The sequence below is a fragment of the Actinomadura sp. 21ATH genome (assembly GCF_041951345.1).
In the GTDB taxonomy this organism is placed as follows: Bacteria; Actinomycetota; Actinomycetes; order Streptosporangiales; family Streptosporangiaceae; genus Spirillospora.
Window position 1 is genome coordinate 589042 of record NZ_JBGNUR010000001.1, and the last position, 25735, is coordinate 614776.

General features: G+C 72.6%; 20 protein-coding genes. 7 read left to right on the top strand and 13 right to left on the bottom strand.

Annotation, left to right across the window (positions count from 1 at the left end):
- The first annotated feature begins 36 nt into the window (after positions 1–36).
- Positions 37–1041 (top strand): sulfite exporter TauE/SafE family protein, encoded by a 1005-nt coding sequence (locus ACA361_RS02955; RefSeq protein WP_375010198.1) that lies wholly within the window; start codon positions 37–39, stop codon positions 1039–1041.
- A 13-nt stretch (positions 1042–1054) separates the two neighbouring features.
- On the opposite strand, the gene ACA361_RS02960 is transcribed toward ACA361_RS02955, so the two are convergent.
- From ACA361_RS02960 to ACA361_RS02970, 3 genes are read right to left on the bottom strand one after another with little or no spacing between them, the layout of a single operon-like run.
- Positions 1055–2341 (bottom strand): lipopolysaccharide biosynthesis protein, encoded by a 1287-nt coding sequence (locus tag ACA361_RS02960; RefSeq protein WP_375010199.1) that lies wholly within the window; start codon positions 2339–2341, stop codon positions 1055–1057.
- A 7-nt stretch (positions 2342–2348) separates the two neighbouring features.
- Entirely contained in the window at positions 2349–3860 is a 1512-nt protein-coding gene (locus tag ACA361_RS02965) for a hypothetical protein (protein WP_375010200.1), read from the bottom strand.
- Positions 3857–5029 carry a glycosyltransferase family 4 protein gene (locus ACA361_RS02970; RefSeq protein ID WP_375010201.1) on the bottom strand — a complete coding sequence of 391 codons (1173 nt, stop codon included), beginning with the start codon at positions 5027–5029 and terminating at the stop codon, positions 3857–3859. Before ACA361_RS02970 ends, ACA361_RS02965 begins: the two co-directional genes overlap by 4 nt.
- A 170-nt stretch (positions 5030–5199) precedes the next feature.
- Between ACA361_RS02970 and ACA361_RS02975 the strand changes: the two genes are divergently transcribed.
- Positions 5200–6333: a DUF1972 domain-containing protein gene (locus tag ACA361_RS02975; RefSeq protein ID WP_375010202.1), complete on the top strand. Its 1134-nt coding sequence runs from the start codon at positions 5200–5202 to the stop codon at positions 6331–6333.
- 136 nt (positions 6334–6469) lie between these two features.
- Here the strand turns inward: ACA361_RS02975 and ACA361_RS02980 are convergent, their stop codons facing one another.
- Entirely contained in the window at positions 6470–8023 is a 1554-nt protein-coding gene (locus tag ACA361_RS02980; protein WP_375010203.1) for a hypothetical protein, read from the bottom strand.
- A gap of 283 nt (positions 8024–8306) precedes the next feature.
- On the bottom strand, positions 8307–11489 hold the full coding sequence (locus ACA361_RS02985; protein WP_375010204.1) for a LamG-like jellyroll fold domain-containing protein: 3183 nt from the start codon (positions 11487–11489) through the stop codon (positions 8307–8309).
- Positions 11490–11731: 242 nt separating this feature from the next.
- Between ACA361_RS02985 and ACA361_RS02990 the strand changes: the two genes are divergently transcribed.
- The 4 genes from ACA361_RS02990 (at position 11732) to rfbC (ending at position 16233) form a co-directional block, all read left to right on the top strand.
- The gene (locus tag ACA361_RS02990; RefSeq protein WP_375010205.1) at positions 11732–12340 is read left to right on the top strand and encodes a hypothetical protein; all 609 of its coding nucleotides are present in this window, start codon (positions 11732–11734) and stop codon (positions 12338–12340) included.
- Positions 12341–12484: 144 nt separating this feature from the next.
- Complete coding sequence (locus tag ACA361_RS02995) at positions 12485–14311, top strand: nitrous oxide reductase family maturation protein NosD (protein ID WP_375010206.1); 1827 nt, start codon at positions 12485–12487, stop codon at positions 14309–14311.
- Positions 14312–14350: 39 nt separating this feature from the next.
- Positions 14351–15646: an O-antigen ligase family protein gene (locus ACA361_RS03000; protein ID WP_375010207.1), complete on the top strand. Its 1296-nt coding sequence runs from the start codon at positions 14351–14353 to the stop codon at positions 15644–15646.
- Positions 15647–15651: 5 nt separating this feature from the next.
- The gene (gene rfbC / locus ACA361_RS03005) at positions 15652–16233 is read left to right on the top strand and encodes a dTDP-4-dehydrorhamnose 3,5-epimerase (RefSeq protein ID WP_375010208.1); all 582 of its coding nucleotides are present in this window, start codon (positions 15652–15654) and stop codon (positions 16231–16233) included.
- Here rfbC and ACA361_RS03010 read toward each other — a convergent pair.
- Positions 16221–16826, bottom strand: a complete 606-nt coding sequence (locus ACA361_RS03010; RefSeq protein ID WP_375010209.1) for a TetR/AcrR family transcriptional regulator — start codon at positions 16824–16826, stop codon at positions 16221–16223. The two genes, rfbC and ACA361_RS03010, sit on opposite strands and share 13 nt — an antisense overlap.
- 81 nt (positions 16827–16907) lie before the next feature.
- Here ACA361_RS03010 and ACA361_RS03015 point away from each other — a divergent pair, with 81 nt between their 5' ends.
- Positions 16908–17672, top strand: a complete 765-nt coding sequence (locus ACA361_RS03015) for an SDR family oxidoreductase (RefSeq protein WP_375010210.1) — start codon at positions 16908–16910, stop codon at positions 17670–17672.
- Position 17673: 1 nt separating this feature from the next.
- On the opposite strand, the gene rfbD is transcribed toward ACA361_RS03015, so the two are convergent.
- The 7 genes from rfbD to ACA361_RS03050 all read right to left on the bottom strand — a co-directional run bounded on the left by rfbD (position 17674) and on the right by ACA361_RS03050 (position 25556).
- Positions 17674–18504, bottom strand: coding sequence for a dTDP-4-dehydrorhamnose reductase (rfbD, locus tag ACA361_RS03020; RefSeq protein ID WP_375010211.1), 831 nt, complete (start codon positions 18502–18504; stop codon positions 17674–17676).
- Positions 18501–19490 (bottom strand): dTDP-glucose 4,6-dehydratase, encoded by a 990-nt coding sequence (rfbB, locus tag ACA361_RS03025; RefSeq protein WP_375010212.1) that lies wholly within the window; start codon positions 19488–19490, stop codon positions 18501–18503. Before rfbB ends, rfbD begins: the two co-directional genes overlap by 4 nt.
- A 10-nt stretch (positions 19491–19500) precedes the next feature.
- Entirely contained in the window at positions 19501–20568 is a 1068-nt protein-coding gene (locus ACA361_RS03030) for a glucose-1-phosphate thymidylyltransferase (RefSeq protein WP_375010213.1), read from the bottom strand.
- A 177-nt stretch (positions 20569–20745) separates the two neighbouring features.
- A complete protein-coding gene (locus ACA361_RS03035; protein WP_375010885.1) occupies positions 20746–22008 on the bottom strand; it encodes a sulfate adenylyltransferase subunit 1 in 1263 nt (420 codons plus the stop codon).
- Positions 22009–22040: 32 nt separating this feature from the next.
- Positions 22041–22955: a sulfate adenylyltransferase subunit CysD gene (gene cysD, locus ACA361_RS03040; RefSeq protein WP_366624142.1), complete on the bottom strand. Its 915-nt coding sequence runs from the start codon at positions 22953–22955 to the stop codon at positions 22041–22043.
- Positions 22956–23064: 109 nt separating this feature from the next.
- Complete coding sequence (locus ACA361_RS03045) at positions 23065–23973, bottom strand: 3'(2'),5'-bisphosphate nucleotidase CysQ (protein WP_375010214.1); 909 nt, start codon at positions 23971–23973, stop codon at positions 23065–23067.
- Between the two features lie 104 nt (positions 23974–24077).
- Positions 24078–25556, bottom strand: coding sequence for a sugar transferase (locus ACA361_RS03050; protein WP_375010215.1), 1479 nt, complete (start codon positions 25554–25556; stop codon positions 24078–24080).
- Positions 25557–25735 lie beyond the last annotated feature (179 nt).

The window sequence follows — 25735 nt, forward strand, 5'->3', positions numbered from 1 at the left end:
TCTGCACTTTCCCGATATACCCGGTAGGTCATGGCGATGGACTTCGATTGGACGATGGCGCTGGGCTCGTTCCTGGTCGCGATCGTCGTCGGGCTGACCGGCATGGGCGGCGGCGCCCTGATGACCCCGATGCTGGTGACGTTCTTCGGCGTCAGCCCGCTGGCCGCGGTGTCCAGCGACCTGGTCGCGGCGGCGGTGATGAAGCCGGTCGGCAGCGCCGTCCACTACCGCCAGGGCACGATCAACATGCGGCTGGTGGCGTGGCTGTGCGTCGGATCGGTGCCCGCCGCGTTCTGCGGGGTGCTGGTCGCCAAGGCGCTGGGCCAGGGCGAGGACGTCCAGGGCGTCATCGAGAAGGCGATGGGCGTCGCGCTCCTGATCGCCGCCGCGGGGCTCGCGGTGCGCGCGTACCAGGGGCTGAAGGACCACGCCGCCCGGCGCACCGGCGCCGACCGCCGGACCGTCGCGCGCGGCGAGCCGGCCGCCACCGAGACGCCCGAGGTCACCGTCCGCCCGGTCGCCACCGCGCTCGTCGGCGCCGTGGGCGGCCTGGTGGTGGGGATCACCTCGGTGGGCTCGGGATCGCTCATCATCGTCGCGCTGCTGGCCCTCTACCCCACGCTGAAGGCCAACCAGCTCGTCGGCACCGACCTGATGCAGGCCGTGCCGCTGGTGTTCGCCGCCGCCATCGGCCACCTGCTGTTCGGCGACTTCCAGCTGGAGGTCACGACGGCGCTGCTGGCCGGCTCCATCCCCGGCGTCTACCTGGGCTCCCGGATCTCCTCCCGGGCGCCCGGCGGCCTGATCCGGCGCATCCTGGCGTTCGTGCTGGTCGCCTCGGCGCTGAAGATGTTCGGCTTCGGCGCCGCCGCGCTGGCCTGGACGCTGATCGGCCTGGCCGTCGCCGCGGCCGTCACCTGGGCGGTCCTGCGGCACCGCCACGGCCTCCCCGCGGTCACGCTCAAGGGGGACGGCGAGCCGGCCGGCGAGGAGCCGCCGGGCGACGATCCGTCCCGCGAGCCAGCCGGCCAGCGCGGCTGACCCCGCCCGCCGCTCAGCGGGCCGCGGCGGTGGCCTCCGGAACGGCCGCGGGCGCCCCGGCCGCGCCGCGGGGCGGGTCGCCGCGGCGCAGCATCCGCCACAGCAGGGCCGCCGAGACCAGCCCGCCGATGCCGAGGCAGTACGGCGCCAGCGCGGCGTTGCGCGGATCCGCGGCCAGCAGGACGGCCAGCACCGCCAGCCCGGTGAGGGCCTCGGCGGCGCGGATGGCGAAGACCGTGCGGGACCGCTTGCGGGCCGTGGCGAGGCTGGCCAGCGGCAGCGTGCAGGCGAAGCAGACCGCGTAGATCCCCCACCCGACCAGGGCCTTCTCGTCGACCGCGAACGAGCCGCCGGTCACCACCGGGCCCAGCCACCCCGCCAGCGCGATGCCGAGCACGCTCATCACCAGCGCGATCCCGGCCATCAGCCCGCAGGCGCGGACGGCCTGGCGGGCCCGCATCGGCCGCCCCTCCCGCTCGGCCTTGGCGAAGTCGCCGAGCAGGAACCAGCCCGCGCCGTTCACGAAGGTGAGGGCCGGGGCCAGCAGCAGGCGGGCCGCCTCGACGCCGGCCAGCGCGGCGGTCGACGCGAACGCGACGATCATGACGCGGGCGGCCAGCAGCGCGCTCGGCCGGATCGCGGCCTGGATCGACCGCCACCACGCGAACGCGGCGATCTCCCGGAACGCCGTGCCGCGCAGCGGTGCCGGCGCGAACTCCTCGGCCGGCAGCCGCAGCACCGCCAGCACGATCGACGACGCGCAGCCCATGCACATCGCCGCGAGCAGCAGCTCGACGGAGGCGGGCGTGCCCACGGCGAACGCCACGCCCAGCGTCGCGAACGTCACCAGCAGGTAGCAGGTGTCGTTCAGCGCCAGCCGCCAGAACTCCATCCGGGCGGTGAAGACCCGCCGGCCCGTCTCGTTCAGCAGCCACAGGGCCACCAGGAACGCGAACAGGGCGATCCCGCCGGGCCCGGCCAGCCCCATCGCGACGGCGACGGCCGCGCCCACCGCGGCGCCCAGCGCGACCGTTCCCGCCACCGACTGGATGAGGGCGCCGCGGACGCGGGGATCGAACCGGTCGAACACCGTCAGCGTGTCGCCGACCCAGCTCGTCTGCACCGCGGTGATCATCACGAGCACGGCGACGAGCAGCGCGTACGCGCCGTACCCGTGGGCGCCCAGCCCGCGGGCGGCCAGCGCCTGCACCACCAGGCTGCCGCCGGCCGTGACGAACTGGACGGTGACGGCGCCGCCCGCCGAGGACAGCAGCCGCCCCGCCTTGCGAGCGAGACTCAAGCGCGGCTCACTTGTCGATGTCGTAGCGCATGAGGCCCGACGAGCCCGAGCCGGAGCCCTTGCCCTTCTCGGCCTCCTTGCTGACGTCCTTGAGGATCGAGGCCGCGTCCTTGCCCTTGGCGATCAGGCTGTCCTCGGCGGTCCGGGTCGGGTCGCCGTTCAGGTCGCCCAGGTGGGACAGGTCGACCGGGATGTCCTTGTCGCCGCCGCCCTTGGCGTGCGAACCGCCCTTGGCCCGCGTGCCCTTGGAACGGGAGCCGCCGGCCGGCCGCGAGGACGGGGACGAGCCGTTGGCGCCGGACACGCGGCCGGGCGCGGACCCGTTGGCCACGCTGGCGCCCTGCTCCAGCAGGGACTCGGCCCGGTCGAGCAGCGACTCGGTGGACGGCACCGGCGGCCCGGCCGGCGGCGCGGCGGGCGCCGGGGGCGGAACGTCGCGGCCGTTGCGGCGCGAGCCGCGCGAGCGGCCGCCGGACGGGGGCGCGGGCGGTCCGGCGACGGGCGGCTCGGCGGCCGGCGGCCGGGGCCGTTCCGGCGGCCGGGCGCGGCGCGGCGGCGCGGCCGGGCGCGGCAGCTCGGCCCGCGCGACCGGGGCCGCCTCGACCTCCAGCCGGGGGTCGCCGTCCTGGTACGGGCCGGGCGGCAGCTCGCCGAACGAGCCGTACCCGCCGCCGGGGGCCAGCCCCGGTCCGGCCTGCACGGACATGCCCGCGGCCGCCGCCTCCTGGCGCCGCCGGCCCGCCTGGCCGGCCGCCCGGAGGAACGACACCACGGTCGCCACGATCGTGCCGATGGCCAGGCCGATGGCCGCGTTGCGCGGCAGCTTGCTCGGCGACGCCGCCGAGGCGTCGGCGGTGTCGACGAACTGGACGCCGTCGTTGGCGTTGGCCCGCGCCGTGGTGACGCTGTTCGTCTGGGTCTGCAGCTTGGTCATGCTGCTCGTCAGCAGCCGGTAGCTGTGGGTCCCCCGGGCGGTCAGCTCCATCTGCTGGGTGAGCTTCTGCTGGGCCTGCTGGAGGCCGGCGAGCTGCTTGTCGAGCTTGTCGGTGGTGCTCTTGAGCGTGACCTCCTGGTACGCCTGCACGACCGCGTTGGCGTCCCGGGCGGCCGAGGCCATGTCGTCGCCGGTGGCGTTCACGATCACCACGCCGCCGTCGGGCTTGCTGGAGGTCTGCACCCGCCCGCGCAGCTGCTCGCCGGTCAGCGCCGGCCCGCCCTTCTCCTTGACGATCTGGGCGGCGCGGGCCAGCACCGGCGTGGAGCTCGCGAACGCGGCGCGCTGGGCGGTGTAGGTGGCGTAGCCCTGCCCGGAGACCACGCCCATCCCGAGCTCGTTGTTGTCGTTGGTCGGGTCGGTGACGGCGAACCGCGCGGTCGCCTGCACGCTGCTGAACAGCAGCTGGGTCGCGCCGGCCGCCAGCAGGACGGACACGGCGATGATGATGAGCGACATCAGCCGGTAGCGCCAGACGGCCTCGACCAGGCTGATCTCCGGTGTGGCGGGGGTCTGTGCTGTCATCGGGTGCTCTGAGTCCTCACGGAGACGGCATCGGGATCGGTGAGCGCACGGACGGCCTCCCGCAGCTCGCGGTGGTAGCGGTCCTTGCCGAACCGCCGGGCGGCGTCCGCGCGGGCCCGCTTGGCCATCGCCAGCGCGCCGTCCCAGTCGTCCAGCAGGCGGGCGATCCCGTCGGCCAGGGCTTCCGGGTCGTCCGGCGCGACCTGCACGCCGTTCTCGCCGTCGGCGACGATCTCCACCAGGCCCTGCGTGGCGGCGGCGACCACCGGCCGGCCGGCCAGCATCGCCTCCACCGCGACGTTACCGAACGGTTCGACGCGCGAGGGCACGATCGCGATGTCCGCCTCGGCGAACGACTCCCAGACCGAGGACCGGAAGCCCGCGAGCACGACGTTCCCGTCCCGCAGCGCGTCGCCGGCCAGCTCCCGCAGCTCCTCCTCGAACCACTCGTAGCCGGGGAAGACGCTGCCGACCAGCGTCAGCGTCGCATCGTACCCCCGCGCGCGGAGCAATCCAGCCGCTTTGACCGCGATGTCGGATCCCTTGCGGGGGGACAGCCGCCCGACCAGCGCGATCCGCACCGGCGGCGCGAGCTCGGCGCGCGGCTCGGCGGGCTCCTCCGGCGGCTCGTCCACCCCGTTGTAGATGATCTCGCTGCGGCGGCCGGGGCCGCCGAGCGCGGCGGCGCTGGCGCGGCTGTTGACGACGATCGTGCGGGCCAGCCGCAGCGGGGCGCCGAGCGCGGCGCGCACCGGGCCGGGGACGCCGTCCTCGGCCTCGTGGACGTGGCACAGCGCCGGCACGCGCGCCAGCCTCCCGGCCACCAGCCACAGCGGGATCGTCACGGTGTTCACGTACAGCGCCTCGGCGCGGGTGCGGCGCAGCAGCCGCCACGCCTTCGGCAGCGCCCGGGCGGCGGCGAACGCCAGCCGCACCAGCCCGAAGGGCGTCATGTACGCCTTGCGCAGCACCGGCACCGGCAGGATGACGACCTCCGCCCCGGCGTCCCGGAGCACCGGCGACAGCGGGCCGTCGGCGGGCAGCGTGACCACCACGCGGCGCGCCGGCACCAGGGCCCGCACCGACTCGACCAGCATCCGGTCCGAGCCGTACAGGTCGGGCGACGGGTGCGCCAATACCACGGTGGAGCCCGGCTCTCGTTCGCCCACTTCACTCTCCTTCTGGCATTCCAGACACCCTGGCTACCAGTTTCGCGCAACCCTCAGATTAACTCTCCTTAACCGTCAAGACGCCTGACACCGGTTCCGGTTAGCGTTGCGGTCTGAAAAATCCCAATGGATGTGCAAACAGGAGGGCTGGGGGTCACGTGCGCATCGCCATGGTAGGCACTCGCGGAGTGCCGGCGCGCTACGGCGGTTTCGAGACCGCGGTCGAGGAGATCGGCCGGCGGCTCGCCGCCTCCGGGCACGAGGTGACGGTCTACTGCCGCGGGGAGCGCCACGCCGAGCGCGAGTACCTCGGGATGCGGCTGGTGCACCTGCCCGCGCTGAAGAAGAAGGTCGCCGAGACGCTGACCCACACGGGGCTGTCGGTGCTCCACGCCGCCGGGAAGCGGGTGGCCCGCAAGGGGCCGGACGTGGCGCTGGTGTTCAACGCCGCGAACGCGCCGCTGCTGCCGGTCCTGCGGACGATGCGGATCCCGGTCGCCACCCACGTGGACGGCCTGGAGTGGAAGCGCACCAAGTGGAGCGGCGCGGGCAAGCGCTACTACCAGACCGCCGAGAGCCTGGCGGTGCGCTGGTCGGACGCGCTGATCTCCGACGCCGTCGGCATCCAGGACTACTACACCGAGCGGTTCGGGGCCGACTCGGTCTTCATCCCGTACGGGGCGCCCATCCTGGAGCGGACCGACACCGGGAAGCTGGCCGAGGCCGGGTACGAGCCGGGCGGGTTCCACCTCGTCGTGGCCCGGTTCGAGCCGGAGAACCACGTCCACCTGGCGGTCGACGGCTACCGCCGCAGCAAGGCCGCCAAGCCGCTGGTCGTGGTCGGCTCGGCGCCGTACAACGACGAGTACACGGCCCGGCTGAAGGAGCTGGCGGGCGACGACCCGCGGATCCGGTTCCTCGGCGGCGTGTGGGACCAGGACCTGCTGGACGCCCTGTACGCGGGCGCGCTGACGTACCTGCACGGCCACTCGGTCGGCGGCACCAACCCCTCGCTGCTGCGCGCGATGGGGGCCGGGGCGTCGGTGGTCGCGTACGACGTGAACTTCAACCGGGAGGTGCTGGGCGAGGAGGCGGGCCGGTTCTTCGGCGACGCCGAGTCGCTGGCGTGGCGGGTCGAGGAGGCCGAGGCCGACCCCGGGGGCGCGGCCGACCGGGGCGAGGCGGCGCGCAAGCGGGCCGCCGAGCGCTACGTCTGGGACGACGTCGCGACCGCGTACGAGCGGCTCTGCGAGGACCTCCGCGCCCGGCGCCTCACCCGGAAGACGGTCCGCCCGAAGAAGTGACGTTCGTCACGGCGCCGTCCATTACGGGCGGCGCCTGGCCGGTTGTGGCCACGGGGCCGTCCTGCGGGGCCCCACGGAACGCGAAGGGCCCCGGTGGTTCTCCCACCGGGGCCCTTCTCACGTGCTCGCTACCGGGTCAGCCCACCGAGTTGGACGCCGGGCTCGTGACGGCGATGCCGAACGGGTCCTTCACACGGATCTTGTACGTGTGCTGGCCCGCCGGGGCGTTCTCGTCGACGAACGTGAGGGTCGGCTTCGTCCAGAAGTTGGAGCTCTTCTTGACCGTCCCGATCGGGGTGGTGCCGTTGTCGCGGAGAACCTCGTAGGTGAGGTTCTCGTTGTCCATGTCCCAGGTGGCCTTCCAGGAGATGGTGGTCTTCTTCGTGACCATGTTCCGGCTGGCCCTGGGGGTGCCGAGCTCGGCCTTCACCGGGCCGGACTTGTTGGGCGCCTTGGCCTTGGTCGCGAACCGCACCAGGCCCTGCTGGGCGACGCCGTTGACGCGCGGGAACTCGCCGCCCATCGCGACGTACTCCGAGTTGCCGGTCACGGCCCAGGCGGCCTGGTACTGCTTGGTGAACGTGCCCATCGCCAGCGTCGGGTACCAGTGCAGCAGGCTCGGCACCGGCTGCCTGCGGTAGTTGCTGTTGCTGCCGGGAGGGGCCTGGTCCCTGCCGGTGGCGGCGGTGGTCTCCGCCAGCGCGCGGTGCCAGGTCTGCGGGTCGGTCTCGGGGAACGCGCCCAGCGAGGAGCAGTCGTGCGCGTGCGAGACGCTGTACAGCGACTTGCCCTGGGCGAAGACGCCGTAGCTCGCGCCGTAGCAGTTGTCGAGCCACACCAGCTCGCCGTCGGCCGCCTTGGCGGCGAACCGGCCGTCGAACCAGTGGAAGCCCTCGCCGTTGGCGGAGCCGTACACCGTGTCGCCGGAGACGGTCAGGTCGGTCACGTACGAGAACTTGCTGCCCTGCCTGGTCGGGATCGGCCGGCTGCTCCACGGGACCGACGCGCCGGTGGAGCCGTTGAGGGCGCCGACGCCGACCTTGGCGGCGTTGTTCAGCTTCTGGAACCGGCCGCCCACGATCACGCGCGAGCCGGAGATGGCCATCGCGAAGACCTCGTCGTCGGCCGTCGGCTTCCAGCTGTCGCTGACGGCGCCGTTGCTGGCCAGCACGGCGGCCATGCGGTTGCGCGACTTGCCGTTGACGTTGAAGAAGTTGCCGCCGAAGAAGACCCACTTGTTGGTCGCGGCGATGGCCCGCACCTTGTTGGACACCTTCGGCTTGAACGCGGTGACGAGCTTGCCGGTGGCGGTGTCGAACGCGGCGAGGCGGCTGTGCGCCTTGCCGTCGACGGTGGTGAACTCGCCGCCGACGTAGACGCGCTTGCCGTCAGGGGAGCGCACGATGCGCAGGCCCTGGCCGTTCAGCGAGTGGTTGAACGAGGTGAGGTTCCCGGTCCTGATGTCGAAGGCCAGGATGTTCTTCCGGGTCACCTCCTTGGAGCTGCCCGGGGCGGTGCCCGCCGGGCGCGCCTTGGTGAAGTTGCCGGTCGCGTAGACGGTGTTCCCGACGGTCGTCATGCTCCACACGACGCCGTTCACCTGCACCGTCGGCAGCGGGTCCGCCGAGACGGTCGGCGGCGTGCCCTCCGCCGGGGCGGTGTCGGCCGCGGCCGTCCCGGCCGGGACCATGGAAGCGCCCAGGAGTGCGATGGAAGCGGTAGCGGCCGCCAGGCCGGTCCGGCGTGCCCTCGGGCGCGGAAGCGCTTGAGCTCTCACGAATCGGTTCCCCTGCTCATAAGCCCCCTGTGACCCCAACGGTCACTGCTGGCTAGGCGATGCTAGTGCGTCTCGCGTTCCGTAGTGCACTCCTTATGAAATCGTGACCGGTGTCGCCATTCCGGCACCGGAAAAGAAAGTGCCCCGAGGATGACAACCTCGGGGCACTTTCGCGCGTCGGGGGCGCTGAATCAGATCAGCCTGTGACGCGGATCGCAGTGAAATCGTCCACCGTGAGCGCGAAAGGCGCATTGGTGGCGTTGCCCGCCAGGTAGCTCCGCAGCCCGACGCTGCCCGCGGCCTGGAGGCCGGCGGTGGTGTCGGTGCCGCTGAGCTGCCAGCCGGGCTCGGCGGCGCCGTCCGCCCAGACCTTGGCCCGCAGGGTGGTCGGGCCGGAGCCGGTCACCTGGAGGCGCATCCGCAGCGCCTGGCCGGGCGCGTACGTCAGGCCCGCCACGGTCTGCTCGGCGGTGACGGCGGTCTCGGCCTGGGCCGCGTCGGTGCGGCTGAGCTGGAGCGAGACCACCCCGGACGGCCGCAGCCGGATCCGGGCCCGGTACTCGCCCTCGCCCTCGACGCGCCGCCCGGCGATCCAGAAGTAGACGCCGTTGCCGGTGCCCTCCTTGTCGGTGGTGACCTTCAGGGAGACGTCGGCGCCCGGGGCGGTGGCGTCCTTGAGGTACGCGCCGCCGCTCTTGGCGGGATCGGCGAGCGCGATGCGCCCGGCGCCGCCGGAGACGGACGTGGCGCCCGCGCTGCCGACGGCCGTCCAGGCGCCGCCGGTGTCGGCGGTCCCGAACCCGCTCGCGACCGTGCGGCCGAACGCGTCCGACGCCAGCGTCTGCGTGCTGGCCGTGACCGTGCGCGTCACCTCGGCGGTCGCGCCGTCGTCGTCGGTGACCGTGAGCTTCACCGTGTACTGGCCGGCCTCGGCGTACGTGTGGGACGGCGTGGCGCCCGTACCGCTCCGGCCGTCGCCGAAGTCCCACGCGTAGCCCGCGATCGACCCGTCGGAGTCGGCCGAGCCGGCGGCGTCGAACGTGCACTCCTGCCACTCGCAGTCCGCGGTGAACGCGGCGGTCGGCGGCTGGTTCGGGGTGACCGTCCCGGCTCCGACGCCGTGGTGCTCGGTGACCTGGGCCGCGGCGAGCGCGCGCGGGTAGACGGCCACCTCGTCCAGCGTTCCGTTCAGGTAGTCGCTGGACGGCCTGCTCGGCCAGCCGGAGAGGTTGTCGCCGCCCACGCGCCAGTGGCCCGTGTAGCTGGTCTCGGCGCCCTTGACGCTCGCGTCGGCGGCCACCTGCCGGCCGTCCACGTACAGCTTCATGCCGCCGGTGCCGTCCAGCGTGCCGACGACGTGGTGCCACTGGCCGTCGTTCAGCCCGGCGCCGCTCTGGATCGTCTTCACGGCGCCCGGGTAGACGCCGAACACGACGCGCCCGTCGTTGGTCATGTACAGCTGACGGTCGTACTTGGTGCTGCCGCCGGTCGCCTGGTTGCCGTACCCGACGATCTTGCCGCCGCTGCCGCTGGCCGTCTTCACCCACGCCTCGAGGCTGAAGTCGCCGGGCATCGGCGCCGTGCCGCTGCCCGCCGTCCCCGAGGAGGTGCCGTTGAACGTGATCGCCTTGTCGGGGTCGTTCGCGATCGCGCCCGCCTGGTTGCGGGTCACGCCCGACCCCACGGTGAGGTCGTTGGTGCCGGCGTTGTCGTACGCGGTGCCGCCGCTCTCGCCGAGCCGCCAGTACGCGTCCGCGCCGTCACCGGTGACGAGCCCGCCGTACGGCCCGGACGTCGAGCCGCCGCCGGGCGTGGCCGCGTTGGAGGCCGCGCTGGTGACGGCGTTGCCGAAGGCGTCCTTCACCCGCACCCGGTACGTGTGCGAGGACCCCGGCTCGGCCGTGGAGTCGAACAGCGTCACCTTCGGCTTCTTCCAGAACGTGGCGCCCTTCTGCGCGGTGCCGACGGGCTCCGTCCCGCCGTCGCGGAGCAGCTCGTAGGTGAGGTTCTCGTTGTCCATGTCCCAGGTGGTGGTCACGCTCACCCGGACCTTGCCGCCGGAGATCCCCTCGGCGGCCGGCGTGCCGAGGTCCGACGCCTGCGGGCCCTCGTCGTTGGGCGCCTTGTCCTTGACGCCGAACCGGACGAGGCCCTGCTGGTTCGTCCCGTTCACGCGCGGGAACTCGCCGCCGAGGGCGATGTAGTCGGAGTTCCCGGTGACGGCCCAGGCCGCCTGGTTCTGCCCGGTGAACGTGCCCATGGCGACCGTCGGGTACCAGTGCAGCAGGCTCGGGATCGGCTGGCCGCTGTAGTTGCTGCCCGTCCCGGGGGGCGCCTGGTCGGTGCCGGTGGGGTACGCCGTCTCGGCCAGCGCGCGCTGCCAGCTCTGCGGGGTGGTCTCCGGGAACGCGCCGAGCGAGGAGCAGTCGTGGGCGTGCGAGACGCTGTAGACCGACTGGCCCTGGGCGAAGATGCCGTAGCTGGCGCCGTAGCAGTTGTCGAGCCACACCAGGTCGCCCGTCTCGGCCTTGGCCGCGAACCGGCCGTCGAAGACGTGGAAGCCCTCGCCGTTGGCGGAGGCGAACACGGTGTCGCCCTGGACGTGCAGGTCGGTGACGTAGGAGTAGCGGGTCCCGGACTTGCTCGGGATCGGCCGGCTGCTCCAGGGCGCCAGCGCGCCGGTGGTGGCGTCGATCGCGCCGATGCCGACCTTGGCGGTGGCGTTCAGCGTCTGGAACCGCCCGCCGACCAGCACCCGCTGGTTCCCCGGGGCCATCGCCATCGCGAAGACCTCGTCGTCGTCGGCGGTCGGCTTCCAGGTGTCGATGTTGGTGCCGTCGGACGCCTTCACGGCCGCGAGCCGGGTGCGCGACTTGCCGTTGACGTTGAAGAAGTTGCCGCCGAAGTACACGGTCGTGTCCGTCGCCGCGATGGCGCGGATCTTGTTCGACACGGTCGGGGCGAAGTTCGGGTCGAGCGCGCCGGTCGCGGTGTTGAACGCCGCGATCCGGCTGCGCGGCTGGCCGTCCACCGTGGTGAACTCGCCGCCGACGTAGACGCGGCTCCCGTCCGGCGAGGCGACGATGCGCAGGCCCTGGCCGTTGAGCGAGTGGTCGAACGACTCGACGAGGTCGCCGGTGCGGATGTCGAACGCCAGGATGTTCTGCCGGTCCACCTCCTGCGCCGAGCCGGCGGCGGTGCCCGGCGGGCGCGCCTTGGTGAAGTTGCCGGTCGCGTAGACGGTGTTCCCGACGGTCGTCATGCTCCACACGACGCCGTTCACCTGCCAGGTCGGAAGCGGGTCCGCGGAAACGGTCGGCGGCGTGCCCTGCGGCGGCGCGGTGTCGGCCGCCGCGGGCCCGGCGGGAGCCGTGCCCACCGCGACCACCGAGAGCGAAACCGTCGAGAAAGCCGCCGCGATGGCCAGAACGGCCCGTCTCAGGCCGGGCCGCGCGGTAGAAAGAACTTTCACCGGATGGAGTCCCCTGTCCATCAAAAGAGACAAAAAGTAGAAATTAGACTAGCCGGATCACTGTCTACACTGGTGGCCACTACCGGCACTTCCGGTCCCCCGCCCCCGGCACGCCGGCCCCTGCCGACGAAGATCGAGGAGATATCCGCATGCCCCTCTCGGGATCGCGCTCGTCCCTTTCCCCGCGTCCGGCGGGCCGGGGCGCGACGCTCGCCCTGGCGCCGGTGGTGGCGCTCGCGCTGGCGCTGACGGGCTGCTCGGGCGACGACGAGAAGCCCGCCGCCGGGCCGAAGCCGCCGCCCGCCAGCGAGCAGCCGCAGGAGCAGGCGACCGCGGCGCCCGGGTCCAAGACGTTCGGCTCGACGACGGCGGGACTGCGCAAGCCGGTCACCTACGACGACAAGATCACCATCGCCATCAACGACATCCGGTACGTGAAGAACCAGGCCAAGGGCCCCGGCGAGCTGACCGGCAACACCCTCACCATCTTCACGCTGCGCTTCACCAACGGGTCCGCGCAGCCGCTGGACCTCAACAAGGTGAAGGTGGTCGCCAAGTACGGCAGCGCCCGCACCGAGGCCAGCCCGACGTCGTACGCCGACTTCAACGACTTCCACGGCACGGTCGCCCCCGGCGCGCACCGGTCCGCGTCCTACGCCTTCGACCTGCCGCCCGAGGGCTACAAGAACGTGGTGCTGGGCGTGAACTTCGACGACAAGCACAAGACCGCCGTCTTCGCCGGATCCCTGAAGCAGTAGCCGCCCGGGTCAGGGCAGGGGAACCCGCCGATCAGTGACCTCACCGTCTCCTCACCATGAGAGAGCGGTGACTTCGCGCGTCCGGTGAGGCCCCTGCGGGCAGGTATTGACCATCGTGTCCCCCGGGGGTAAAGGGATTTCGTCATGGCGTCTTCCGGTTCGCGGCCCGCCGCCCGCCGTTCGCTGACCGCCGGCCTGGTGGCACTGCCCGTGGCAGCCGCCGCCGGCCTGCTGGCCTGGCAGCTTCCCCAGCGAGGGGAGGAGGCCCCGCTTCCCGTCGAGGTGACCGGCCCGCCCGGCGCGCTGACGATGGGGGCCACCAGCTACAAGATCCCGGACGCGGCCGTCATCGTCGCGCCGTCGGGGGACGACGCGTCCCCCGGCTCCGCGGCCAAGCCGGTGCGGACGGTGGCCAAGGCCATCGCCAAGGCCCGCGACGGCGACACGATCGTGCTGCGCGCCGGGACGTACCACGAGTCGGTCACGGTGCCCGCGGGCAAGCGGCTGACGATCCAGGCCCACCCCGGCGAGCCGGTCTGGTTCGACGGCAGCTCCGCCGTCGACGGGTGGGAGCGCGCGGACGGCGCGTGGGTCAAGCGCGGGTGGACGTACAGGTTCGACCACAGCCCGACCTACTCCAAGGGCTCGCCGCAGAACAGCGATCCCGACTTCCAGTTCGTCGACCCGAAGTACCCGATGGCCGCCCATCCCGACCAGGTGTGGATCGACGGGCGGCCGCAGCGCCAGGTCCAGAAGCGGGACCAGGTGGAGGAGGGCACGTTCTACGTCGACGAGAAGGGCGACCGGCTCTACCTCGGCTCCGACCCCGGCGGCCGCAGGGTGCGCGCCTCGACGCTCGGCGAGGCGATCACCATCCGCGGCGCCGGGTCGACGCTGCGCGGGATCGGGGTGCGCCGGTACGCCACCTCGCTGCCCGAGCTCGGCACGGTGAAGGCCGTCGCCGACCGGGTGACCGTGGAGAACGTCGCGGTCACCGACTCGGCCACGCAGGGCCTCAGCGTGCTGGGCAAGCGCGCGCGGATCCGGCAGGTCACCACGGCGCGCAACGGCCTGCTCGGCATCCACGCCAACCACGCCGACGACCTGCGGATCGAGCTGGCCCGCTCGACCGGCAACAACACCGAGCGGTTCAAGCAGTCCCCGGTCTCCGGCGGCATCAAGATCACCCGGTCCCGGACGGTCTCGGTGACCCGCAGCGTCCTGGACGGCAACCGCGGCAAGGGCGTCTGGCTGGACGAGTCCGTCCACGACACCACGGTCGCCGGCAACCGGATCCTGAACAACGCCGGCCACGCCGTCGTGCTGGAGCTGAGCGCGAAGGCCGTGGTGGCGGGCAACCTGATCCGGGGCAACGGCGGCGACGGAATGAAGATCAACAACACCGCCGGGGTGCGGATCTGGAACAACACGCTGGCCGGAAACGGCCGCACCGTCCACCTCGTCCAGGACGACCGCAGCCCCGACAAGCCGAACACGCCCGGCCGCGACCCGCGGCAGCCGTTCCCCGACCCCACCATGACCTGGAAGCTCGGCGAGATCACGGTGAGCAGCAACGTGCTCGCCGACGCCAGGGACGGCGCGCCGTGCCTCCTCTGCGTCGAGGATCACACCCATGAGCGGTCCGGCGGCGACATGAAGATCAAGGTCGACGGCAACCTCTACGCCCGGCCCGACTCCGGATCGCCCGAGCACCTCGCGGTCTGGTCGCGGGGCGAGGGCGAGCCGCACCGGCTCGGCGACCTCGCCGCGTTCAAGGCGAAGACCGGCCAGGAGGGCAACGGGCTGGCGTACGACTCCGCCGACGCGGTCGGCAAGGACGGCGCCCTCGGCCGCAAGGCCGCCGCCGAGGCGGCCCGCGCCGCCCGGCCGCTCCCGGAGCCCATCGCGAAGCTGCTCGGCAAGAAGGGCGGCGTCCGCCACATGGGCACCTGGAACATCAAGGTCGTATAGCCACGAACAGGACTCCCGGCCGCCCGTATCCTTAGCCCCATGACGTCGACGGGCCGCTTCCCGCGCCCGACGCTCCTCCCCCGGCACCGCCTCCGCCCGGCCGTGCCGTCGGCCGGCTGGTGGAGCGTCGTGCTGCCGCTGGCCCTCATGCTGTCCAGCGACTACAAGCTGCGCAGCCGCGAGGTGGACCAGGCCGTGGGCGGCAGCGCCGACCTGACCGTGCTGGTCGAGATCGGCGTGTACGGCTTCGCGGCGCTCTACCTCTACTACCGGTTCGGGCTGCGTGCCCCGTCCCGGCCCACCACCGGGCTGCTGCTGGCGGCGTGGGCCTGGGCCGGGTACGTGGCGATGTCCGCGCTGTGGTCGCCGTTCATGTCGCTCGGCGCGGTCCGCGGCGTCCAGCTGCTGATCACCATGTGCCTGGCGTTCACGCTCGCCAGGCGGGCCGAGCCGCGCGACCTGCACCGGCTGGCGCACGCGTTCATCGCGATCGTGCTGGTCTCGGTCGCGATCGGCGTCGCGCACCCGTTCCCGCGGACGTCCCGTACCGAGGACCGGTTCAACTGGCTGTTCGTGCACCCGGTCGTCGCCGGCGTGTACCTGGCGGTCGGCATCCTGCTGACGACGAGCTACCTGATCCGGATGGAGCGGCCCGAGCACCGGCTCTGGCATCCCGTGACCTACCTCGGCGCCATGGCGGTCCTCACCGGGGCGCTGGTGGCCACCGGGACCCGCGGGGCGGCGGCCGGGTGCGCGGTCGGGCTGGTCGTCCTGCTCGCCACCTCGCGCGGGCCGCGCGGCCGGGTCGACGTCATGGTGCTGGGCGCCGCCGTCGCCACCGTGGCCGTGCTGGCGTTCTCGGAGAAGATCCTCGCGTTCGTGGCGCGCGGCGAGACGGCCGCGAAGGTGGCCTCGCTCAACTCCCGTACCGAGCTGTGGACGTTCGCCATGCAGGCGTACCGGGAGGAGCCGCTGTTCGGGCACGGCCTGGGCGCCTCGCGCGGCATCTTCCTGGACGACATCGGCCTCGGCGGCGCGCACAACGCGTTCGTGAACGCGATGGTCGACAACGGGACGGTCGGCGCGGCGATCTTCATCGTGCTGCTGCTCACGCTGGCCTTCGTGCTGCTGCTGATGGCGCGGCAGCGCACGCTCCGCACCGACGCCGGCATGCTGCTGGGCATCCTGGCGTTCTTCGTGGTGAACAGCATCACCACCGAGTACCTGGCCGCCCCCGCCAACGTCTCGGGCATCTGGCTGATGATCCTGGTCTGCTGGACCGAGGTGCTGCGCCGCCAGGGCGGCGATCCCATCCCCCGGCACGCTCTAAGCTGACCCGCGTGGACCCCCTGAGCATCGAAGGCGCCTACGTCTTCACCCCGCGCGTGCACGGCGACGACCGAGGCTCGTTCCACGAGTGGTTCCGCACGGACCTGCTGGAGGGGACGGGCCACGCGTTCTCGCTCGCCCAGGCGAACTGCTCGGTCTCCTCCAGGGGCACCCTGCGCGGGATCCACTTCGCCGACGTGCCGCCGAGCCAGGCGAAGTACGTGACGTGCGTGCGCGGCGCCATCCTGGACGTGGTCGTCGACATCCGCGTCGGTTCCCCCACGTTCGGGAGGCACGAGGCCGTCCGGCTGGACCCGGAGAACCGCCGCTGCCTGTACATCGCGGAGGGCCTCGGCCACGCGTTCATGGCGCTGGCCGACGACACGATGGTGGTCTACCTCTGCTCGGAGCCGTACGCGCCCGCGCGCGAGCACGGCGTCCACCCGCTGGACCCGGACCTGGGCATCGCGTGGCCGGAGGGCGTCGAGCCCGTGCTGTCCCCCAAGGACGCCGCCGCGCCGTCGCTGGCCGAGGCCGGGAGGTCCGGCCTGCTGCCCTCTTACCAGGACTGCCTGGACTTCTACGCCTCCTGAGGCCAGGCCCGCATCGCCGTCTCGGCGACCGCCTCCAGCTCGGCGCGCGTCGCGCCGTCGCGGGCCTGCTGTGACAGCCCCTGGAGCATGCCGCCGCTGAACCGGGCGAGCATGCGCGCGTCGGTGCCCGCGGGGAGCACGCCGGCCGCCACGTCGGCCTCGATCAGGCTCTCGATCGCGCGGACGTTGCGGTTGCGCAGCCCCCGCAGGTGCTCCTCCACCTCCGCGGACGCGGGCGCGCAGTTGGTGGCCGCGGAGATCACCAGGCAGCCGCGGGGCAGGCCGGGGCGGGTGTAATCGGCCGCCGCCTCGCGCAGGATCCGCTCCACCGCGCGCCGGGCGGTCGGCTCCTCCGCCAGCGCGCGGCCCACGAAGTCGCCGTGCCGGGCGCCGTAGTGGCGGACGACCTCCTCGAACAGCGCCCGCTTGTCGCCGAACGCCGCGTACAGGCTGGGCGCGCCGATGCCCATCGCCCGGGTGAGGTCGGCGACCGAGGTCGCGTCGTACCCGTGCGTCCAGAACAGCAGCATGGCCTGCTCCAGGGCCTCCTCCCGGTCGAACGACCGGGGCCGCCCGCGCTGCTTCGCCACCATGGACCCGATTCTATAGCGCTCGCTAGATAATGTGCTACGGTCCCTTTCCGTAACGATCACTAGAGAAAGGTGTGAGCGATCATGAGCGGACGGCTGGACGGGAAGACCGCGCTGGTCACGGGCGGCAGCCGGGGCATCGGGCGGGGCATCGCACTGCGGCTGGGAGCCGACGGCGCGCGCGTGGCGGTGCACTACGGCGGCAACGAGACGGCCGCCAAGGAGACCGTCACGGAGATCGAGGCGGCGGGCGGCCGGGCGTTCGCGCTCCGCGCGGAGCTGGGCGTCCCCGGCGACGCCGAGGCGCTGTGGGCCGCCTTCGACCGCGACGCGGACGGGCTGGACATCCTGGTCAACAACGCCGGGATCACCCTCTACGAAACCATCGAGAACGTCACCGAGGAGGACTACGACCGGGTCTTCGCGGTCAACGCCAAGGCGCCGTTCTTCATCGTCAAGCACGGCCTGGAACGGCTGCGCGACGGCGGCCGGATCGTCAACGTGTCCACCGGGGCGACCCGCATCGCGATGCCGGGGATCGGCGCCTACGCGATGACGAAGGGCGCGCTGGAGGCGATGACGCTCTCCCTGGCGCAGCAGCTCGGGCCGCGCGGCATCACCGTCAACAGCGTCGCGCCCGGCATCGTCGAGACCGACATGAACGCCTGGCTCGCCGACCCGGCGGCGCGCGCGGAGGCCGCGGCGTACTCGGTGTTCGACCGGGTCGGCCAGCCCGCCGACCTCGCCGGGATCGTGGCGTTCCTCGCCTCGGACGACGCGGGCTGGGTCACCGGCCAGCGGATCGACGCCACCGGCGGCTCCCTGCTCGGCCTCGCCCCGGCCGCCTGAGTCAACGCAGGGTGGGCCAGGCCGCGTGGAGGGCCTCGCGCCAGCCGCGCATGGGCGGCAGGCCGGCGGCGGCCCAGCCGTCGTGGCCCAGCACGCTGTACGCGGGGCGCGGCGCCGGACGCGGGAACTCGGCGCTCGTGACGGGGCGGACCCGGGCCGGGTCCAGGCCGAGCAGGATGAAGATCTCGCGGGTCAGGCCGTACCAGGTGACCTGGCCCGCGCTCGTCCCGTGGTAGATCCCGGCCGGCGCCCCGGACTCCACCAGCGCGATGATCCGGTCGGCCAGGTCGCCCGTCCAGGTGGGCTGGCCGAGCTGGTCGTCGACGACGCTCACGGTGTCGCGCTCGGCGGCCAGCCGCGTCATCGTCCGGACGAAGTTGGGGCCGTGCGCGCCGTACAGCCAGGCCGTACGGACGATGTACGCGCCCGCCTTCGCCGCCGCCCGCTCCCCCGCGAGCTTGGTGCGCCCGTAGGCGTTCACCGGGTTCGCGGGGGCGTCCTCGGCGTACGGGCGGTCGCCGCGGCCGTCGAAGACGTAGTCGGTGGAGATCTGGACGAGCCGGGCGCCGATCTCCGCGCACGCGCCCGCCAGCGTCTCCACGGCCGTGCCGTTGACGGCCAGCGCGCCGTCCTCGTCCGCCTCGGCGTCGTCGACGGCGGTCCAGGCGGCGCAGTTCACGACCGTGGACGGGCGGTGCTCGCGCAGCGCGGCGCGGACGGCGTCCGGGTCGAGCAGGTCGAGATCGGAACGGCCGAGCGCCGCGGCGCCGGGCAGGCGCGCGGCCAGGTCGGTGCCGAGCATCCCGCCGGCACCGGTGACGAGCCAGGTCACCGGGCGTCCTCCGCGCGCTTCTTGAGCGGCTCCCACCAGTCGCGGTTCTCCTCGTACCAGCGGACGGTCGCCGCCAGCCCCTCCTCGAACCCGATCGTCGGCGCGTACCCGAGCCCGCGCAGCTTGGCGTCGTCGAGCGAGTAGCGGCGGTCGTGGCCCTTGCGGTCGGCGACCCGCTCCACCCGGTCCCAGCCGGCGCCCAGCGCGTCGAGGAGGCGCCGGGTGAGCTCCAGGTTGGTCAGCTCGGCCGTCCCCGCGATGTGGAACACCTCGCCCGGCTCCGCCCGGTCGGCGCGCTCGGCGACGAGCTGGATGCCGCGGCAGTGGTCGGCCACGTGGATCCAGTCGCGGACGTTGCCGCCGTCCCCGTACAGCGGGACCGTGCGGCCGTCCATCAGGTTGGTGGCGAACAGCGGGATGACCTTCTCGGGGAACTGGTACGGCCCGTAGTTGTTGCCGCAGCGCGTGATGCTGACCGGCAGGCCGTGCGTGCGGGCGTAAGCGCGCGCGATCATGTCGCCGCCCGCCTTGGCCGCCGAGTACGGCGAGTTCGGCGCCAGCGGCGCGTCCTCGTCCCACGAGCCCGTGTCGATGCTGCCGTACACCTCGTCGGTGGAGACCTGCACGATCCGCGGCGTGCCGGCGTCCAGGCACGCCTGCATGAGCGCCTGCACGCCCTGCACGTTCGTCCGGACGAACTCGCCCGCGCTCGCGATCGAGCGGTCCACGTGCGACTCGGCCGCGAAGTTGATCACGACGTCGTGGCCGGGCACCAGGTGCGCGAGCAGCTCGCCGTTGCAGACGTCGCCGTGCACGAACGCGAACCTCCCCGCGACCGGCTCCAGGTTGGCGAGGTCGCCCGCGTACGTGAGCTTGTCCAGCACCGTGACCTCGGCGCCCGCGAACGCCGGATACCCGCCCGAGACGAGCTCGCGGACGTAGTGCGACCCGATGAAGCCGGCCCCGCCGGCGACCAGCACTCTCATTCCCCGACCCTCATTTGCTGATCTGCACTTTGCTGTGGTCCCCCAGGACGAGGCGGTGGGCCTTCGGAACGCGGGGCGCCGGGGTGACCTCGGCCTCCCGGCCGATGAGCGAGACCTCGATGCGGCCCACGCCGTCGATGGACGCGCCGCGCAGCACGATCGAGTACTCGATCTCGCTGTCGATGACCGCGCAGTCCCGGTCGATGGAGGTGAACGGGCCGACGTAGGAGTCGCGGACGACCGACCCGGCCCCGATGATCGCCGGGCCGACGATGCGGGACCCGGCGACGGACGCGCCCGCCTCGACCACCACCCGGCCGATCAGCTCGGACGCCGCGTCCACGTCGCCCTCGACGGACGGTTCGACGCTCTCCAGCACGAGCCGGTTGACCTCCAGCATGTCCGTGACGTTGCCGGTGTCCTTCCAGTAGCCCGAGATCACCGTCGACTCGACCCGGTGGCCCTCGTCCAGCAGCGACTGGATCGCGTCGGTGATCTCCAGCTCGTCCCGCCAGGACGGCTTGAGCCCCGCGACCGCCGCGTGCACGGCCGGGCTGAACAGGTAGACGCCGACGAGCGCGAGGTCGCTCTTGGGCTCGGCGGGCTTCTCCTCCAGGCCGACGACGCGGCCGGCGGCGTCCAGCTCGGCCACGCCGAACGCGCGCGGGTCCGACACCCGCGTCAGCATGATCTGCGCCTGCGGCCGCTCCCGCCGGAACCGCTCGACCAGCCCGTTGATGCCGCCGACGATGAAGTTGTCGCCCAGGTACATCACGAAGTCGTCGTCGCCGAGGAACTCGCGGGCGATGAGCACCGCGTGCGCCAGCCCGCGCGGCGCGTCCTGCGGCAGGTAGGTGACCTGGAGGCCGAACTCCGACCCGTCGCCGACCGCCCGCCGGATCTCCGCCGCCGTGTCGCCGACCACGATCCCGACCTCGCGGATCCCGGCGTCCCGGATCGCCTCCAGGCCGTAGAACAGCACCGGCTTGTTGGCCACCGGCACCAGCTGCTTGGCCGACGTGTGCGTGATCGGGCGCAGCCGGGACCCGGCACCGCCCGCCAGCACAAGCGCCTTCACGCGGCGCGCCGGAGGGGTGGGGGGACGTACGGGCTCAACGAGGCTCCAGGGGATGCCGGGAAGTCGGGTTACACATCGACATTACCGGCACTTCCAGCGGCTTCGTCCCCCCGCGGGGTTGGCCGGGACCGGCCCGCGCCGCGCGCGAACCGGTCCCCGCCCTCCGTGTCGGCGGCGCTACTTCGCGCCGATGATCATCCCGGCCGCGACGGTGTTGTTGGTGACCTCGTCGATGAGGACGAAGCCGCCCGTCAGCCGGTTGCGGCCGTAGTCGTCCACGAACAGCGGCTGGGTGACCCGCAGCGAGATCCGGCCGATCTCGTTCAGGCCGAGCGCGTCCGCCGAGTCGTCGCGGTGCAGCGTGTTGACGTCCAGCCGGTACTGGAGGTCCTTGACCATGGCCTTCGCGGTGCGGGTGGTGTGCTTGACGACCACCTTCATCCGCGGCGTCAGCTGCCGGTCGGGGGTCATCCAGCAGACCATCGCGTCCAGGTCCTGCGCGGTCTCCGGCCGGTTGTTCGGCCGGGCGATCATGTCGCCGCGGGAGATGTCGATGTCGTCGGCCAGCCGCAGCGTCACCGACATCGGCTGGTACGCCTCCTCGACCGGCCCGTTCGGCCCGTCGATGTGGGTGATGGTCGTGGTCAGCCCGGACGGCAGGTGCACGACCTCGTCGCCCGGCTTGAGCACGCCGCCCGCGACCTGGCCCGCGTAGCCGCGGTAGTCGTGCAGCTCGGGGTCCGTCGACTTGTGCGGGCGGATCACGTACTGCACCGGGAACCGCACGTCGATCAGGTTGCGGTCGGAGGCGATGTGCACGTGCTCCAGGTGGTGCAGCAGCGAGCTGCCCTGGTACCAGGGGGTGTTCGGGGAGCGGTCCACCACGTTGTCGCCGTGCAGCGCCGAGATCGGGATGAACGTGAGGTCGGAGACCTCCAGCTTCGCCGCGAACTTCGTGAACTCGTCGACGATGTCCTCGAACCGCCGCTGGTCGTAGTCGACCAGGTCCATCTTGTTGACCGCCACCACCAGGTGCGGGACCTTCAGCAGCGTGGTCAGGAACGCGTGCCGCCGGGACTGCTCAAGGATGCCCTTGCGCGCGTCCACCAGGATGATCGCCAGGTCGGCGGTGGAGGCGCCGGTGACCATGTTCCGGGTGTACTGGATGTGCCCGGGGGTGTCGGCGATGATGAACTTGCGCCGCGGCGTCGCGAAGTAGCGGTACGCCACGTCGATCGTGATGCCCTGCTCGCGCTCGGCCCGCAGCCCGTCGGTGAGCAGCGCCAGGTTGGTGTAGTCCTCGCCGCGGTCGGCGCTGGTGCGCTCCACCGACTCCAGCTGGTCCTCGAAGATCGACTTGGAGTCGAACAGCAGCCGGCCGATCAGCGTCGACTTGCCGTCGTCCACCGAGCCGGCGGTGGCGAACCGCAGGATGTCCATCTGCTTGCCCGTGGTGCTCGTCGAGACGGACATTAGAAGTAGCCCTCCTTCTTGCGGTCCTCCATGGCGGCCTCGCTGGAACGGTCGTCCGCCCGCGTCTGGCCCCGCTCGGTGATGCGGGTCGCGGCGATCTCCTCGATCACCTCGTCCAGGCTCGCGGCGTTCGACTTCACCGCGCCCGTGCAGGACGCGTCGCCGACCGTGCGGTAGCGGACCGTCGCCTCGAACGCCGGCTCGTCGTCGCCGCGGTTGGCGTACGGGAGGTCGGCCAGCAGCATGCCGTCGCGCTCGAACACCCGCCGGCTGTGCGCGAAGTAGATCGGCGGCAGCTCCAGCTCCTCACGCCGCACGTAGTCCCAGATGTCCAGCTCGGTCCAGTTGGACAGCGGGAACACCCGGACGTGCTCGCCCTGCTGGATCCTGGTGTTGTACAGGTTCCACAGCTCGGGCCGCTGGTTCTTGGGGTCCCACTGGCCGAACTCGTCGCGGAACGAGACCACCCGCTCCTTGGCACGCGCCTTCTCTTCGTCCCGCCGGGCGCCGCCGAACGCGGCGTCGAACCGGTGCTCCTCGATCGCGTCCAGCAGCGTGGTGGTCTGCAGCCGGTTGCGGCTGGCCCGCCGCCCGGTCTGCTCCACCACCCGGCCCTTGTCGATCGACTCCTGGACGGACGCGACCACGAGCCGCACGCCCAGCTCGGCGACCCGGCGGTCGCGGTACTCGATCACCTCGGGGAAGTTGTGCCCGGTGTCGACGTGCATGACCGGGAACGGGATCGGGGCGGGGGCGAACGCCTTCTGCGCCAGGCGCAGCATGACGATGCTGTCCTTGCCTCCCGAGAACAGCAGGACCGGCCGCTCGAACTCGGCGGCCACCTCCCGGATGATGTGGATCGACTCGGCTTCCAGGACGTCCAGCTGGGACAGCAGATAATCGCAACGCTGCATGGTCTACGGCTTCTCTCCACGCTCGTCTGGCGGACTCGTCGGCGGCTTGGGGGCGGGATGCGGTTGTGGGCGGGCCGTGCGGCGGAGGCGGGCGCCGGCCCGGCGGCGATCAGCCCGGCGGGGCCTGCGTCACGTCCCGGATGCCGGTCAGCAGCGTCGATGCCGACCCGGGATGACACACCAGGATATCCGGCAGCCGGGGGTCCTTCCGGTTGTAGGCCAGCGGCGCCCCGTCGATCCGGGACGCGTGGGCGCCCGCGGCCAGCGCCACGGCGGCGGGGGCGGCGGAGTCCCACTCGTACTGGCCGCCCGCGTGGACGTAGGCGTCGACCGTGCCCAGCAGCACCGCCGCGATCTTGGCGCCGGCCGAGCCGATCGGGACGAGCTCCACCTCGGTGCCCGCCTCGCCCAGCCGCTCCGCCAGCCGGGTGAGGAACTCGGGAGGACGGCTCCGGCTCACCGCGATCCGCAGCCGGCCGGGCGCGGGCGGCTTCAGGAGCAGCGGCCGCTCGCCGTCCGCGTCCACCACCACGGCCCCCTCGGCGGCGGTACGGAGCGTCGCCCCCTGAGCGGGCAGCGCGACGGCCCCGGCCGCCAGGCGCCCCTCGCGACGCCGCTCCCACAGCGCCACGTGGACGGCCCAGTCGGCGCGGCCCTCCTCGGCGAACTCGCGGGTGCCGTCCAGCGGATCGATGATCCAGACGCGTCCGGCGGCGAGGCGCGCGGCCACGTCGGTGTTGCCGGTCGGGGGGCCGTCCATCGCCACGGCGGTGGCGCTCTTGCCGGCCACGGAGGCGCGGCCCTCCTCCGACAGGATCGCGTCGGCCGGACACGCCGCGGCGAGGCCGGCCATCAGGTACTCGTGCGCCCGCAGGTCGCCGGTGTCCTTGAGGGCCCGCGCGTCGGCGAACCCGATCTCGTCCCGGACGCCCAGCAGCAGCCGCCCGGCGTGCGCGGCCAGTTCCCCGGCCAGCGCGTGGTCACCCGCGGCGGGATCCGCCGCCGGAAGCTCCGTCATCGACCCCATCACAATCCCGGCTCGGCCTATCGGTTCGGTCTACATTGTGGTGCACACCGAACCGCGCCCACACGCCGGGTCTCGCGAGCCGGGAACCGGGCGCTCTAGTAGGCGCCCGAGCCCTTGAACACGGCCGACCAGGTCTTCCACATGATCTGCAGATCGAGGGCCAGGGTCCAGTTGTCGACGTAACGCAGATCGAGCCGGACCGATTCCTCCCACGTCAGGTCGGAGCGGCCGCTCACCTGCCACAGGCCCGTCATCCCCGGCTTCACCGCCAGCCGCCGGTACACGTCGCCGCCGTACTGGGCCACCTCGTCCGGCAGCGGCGGGCGCGGCCCCACCAGCGACATCTCGCCGCGCACCACGTTGAACAGCTGCGGCAGCTCGTCCAGCGAGTAGCGGCGCAGCCGGCGGCCCACCCCGGTCACCCGCGGGTCGGCCTTCATCTTGAACAGGACGCCGTCGCCCTCGTTCTCCGACCGCAGCTCGATCTTGCGCTGCTCGGCGTCCACCACCATCGTGCGGAACTTCAGCACGGTGAACTCGCGGCCGTCGCGCCCCACCCGGGTCTGCCGGAACATCACCGGCCCCTTGCTGGTCACCTTGATCAGGAACGCCACCAGCAGCAGCAGCGGGCTCAGCAGCAGGATCCCGGCCAGGGCCGCCGTCCGCTCGAACGCGCCCTTGAGCAGCTTCCTGGAGCCCTCCAGCTCCGGGTGCTCCACGTGCAGCAGCGGCAGCCCCGCCACCGGCCGGATCGAGATCCGCGGGCCGGTGACGTCCATCAGCGCCGGCGCCACCACCAGCTCGACGTCGTCGCGCTCGATCTGCCACGCGAGCCGGCGCAGCGCCACCCCGTCCATCTCCGGGCACGCCAGCACCGCCACCGAGTCGGCGCCGCTGCGGTCCACCACCGCCGCCGCCTGGGCGAAGTCGCCCAGCACCGGGACGCCCTCGACCTCGCTCACCGCGTCCTCGCCGGACACCAGCGCCGGGGGCAGGCACACCCCGACGATGTCCATGCCGTGGTAGCGCTTCTCCCTCAGCAGCTTGATCAGGTCGGCCACCGACGTCCGGTGCCCCACCGCGATCACGCGGCGCATGCACTGGCCGTTCCACCGCTTCTTGTGCAGCCACTTGCGCAGCCGGTAGCGGGCCACCAGCGCCAGGAACGTCCCCAGCGGCAGCGCCATCACCACGTACCCGCGGGCCACCTCGGTCTTCGTCGCGTACGCCACGATCGCCACCGCCGCGGTCAGCACGAACCCGGCCCGCAGCACCCGGTGGAACTCCTCCCACCCGACGCCCACGAAGCGCGGCTGGTAGGCGCGGCACAGCATCAGCGTCACCACGAACAGCAGCGGCAGCACGACCGTCAGCGCCACGTACGGCACGGTGGGGTCGCTCGGGATGCCGGGGAAGCGGAGCACGAAGGCGATCACGCCCGCCGACAGCATGCTCAGGCAGTCGAGCAGGGCGGCCAGGCCGCGGTAGCGTCCGGTCCAGTTGCCGCCCGACGGTCGTCGCAGCTGTTCCTCGATCGGGGCATCAACGAGCCTGATCTTGTCAACGACGGCCATCGACTCTCTCACCACCCCTGCCACATGCGCCCCATAACGCACGGTCCCCAACGGAGACGGCCGAACGGCAATCGAGGTTCACATGCCACGCGAAGCCCGCGTGTGATGCATCTTACGATCCGGATTCTCACTAGGTGAGCGGAACGCCGCTTTCGCCGCGCCGTCTTTGTCAGCGGGCG

Bases quoted from the DNA above. Each gene is read 5' to 3' on its own strand.
- ACA361_RS02980 (WP_375010203.1), bottom strand. From the start codon at position 8,023: ATGGTCCCGGCCGGGACGGCCGCGGCCGACACCGCCCCGGCGGAGGGC.
- ACA361_RS02955 (WP_375010198.1), top strand. From the start codon at position 37: ATGGACTTCGATTGGACGATGGCGCTGGGCTCGTTCCTGGTCGCGATC.
- ACA361_RS03015 (WP_375010210.1), top strand. From the start codon at position 16,908: ATGAGCGGACGGCTGGACGGGAAGACCGCGCTGGTCACGGGCGGCAGC.
- ACA361_RS03010 (WP_375010209.1), bottom strand. From the start codon at position 16,826: ATGGTGGCGAAGCAGCGCGGGCGGCCCCGGTCGTTCGACCGGGAGGAG.
- ACA361_RS03000 (WP_375010207.1), top strand. From the start codon at position 14,351: ATGACGTCGACGGGCCGCTTCCCGCGCCCGACGCTCCTCCCCCGGCAC.
- ACA361_RS03035 (WP_375010885.1), bottom strand. From the start codon at position 22,008: ATGGACATCCTGCGGTTCGCCACCGCCGGCTCGGTGGACGACGGCAAG.
- ACA361_RS02995 (WP_375010206.1), top strand. From the start codon at position 12,485: ATGGCGTCTTCCGGTTCGCGGCCCGCCGCCCGCCGTTCGCTGACCGCC.
- rfbB (WP_375010212.1), bottom strand. From the start codon at position 19,490: ATGAGAGTGCTGGTCGCCGGCGGGGCCGGCTTCATCGGGTCGCACTAC.
- ACA361_RS02990 (WP_375010205.1), top strand. From the start codon at position 11,732: ATGCCCCTCTCGGGATCGCGCTCGTCCCTTTCCCCGCGTCCGGCGGGC.
- ACA361_RS02975 (WP_375010202.1), top strand. From the start codon at position 5,200: ATGGTAGGCACTCGCGGAGTGCCGGCGCGCTACGGCGGTTTCGAGACC.
- ACA361_RS02965 (WP_375010200.1), bottom strand. From the start codon at position 3,860: ATGACAGCACAGACCCCCGCCACACCGGAGATCAGCCTGGTCGAGGCC.
- ACA361_RS03050 (WP_375010215.1), bottom strand. From the start codon at position 25,556: ATGGCCGTCGTTGACAAGATCAGGCTCGTTGATGCCCCGATCGAGGAA.
- ACA361_RS03045 (WP_375010214.1), bottom strand. From the start codon at position 23,973: ATGACGGAGCTTCCGGCGGCGGATCCCGCCGCGGGTGACCACGCGCTG.
- cysD (WP_366624142.1), bottom strand. From the start codon at position 22,955: ATGCAGCGTTGCGATTATCTGCTGTCCCAGCTGGACGTCCTGGAAGCC.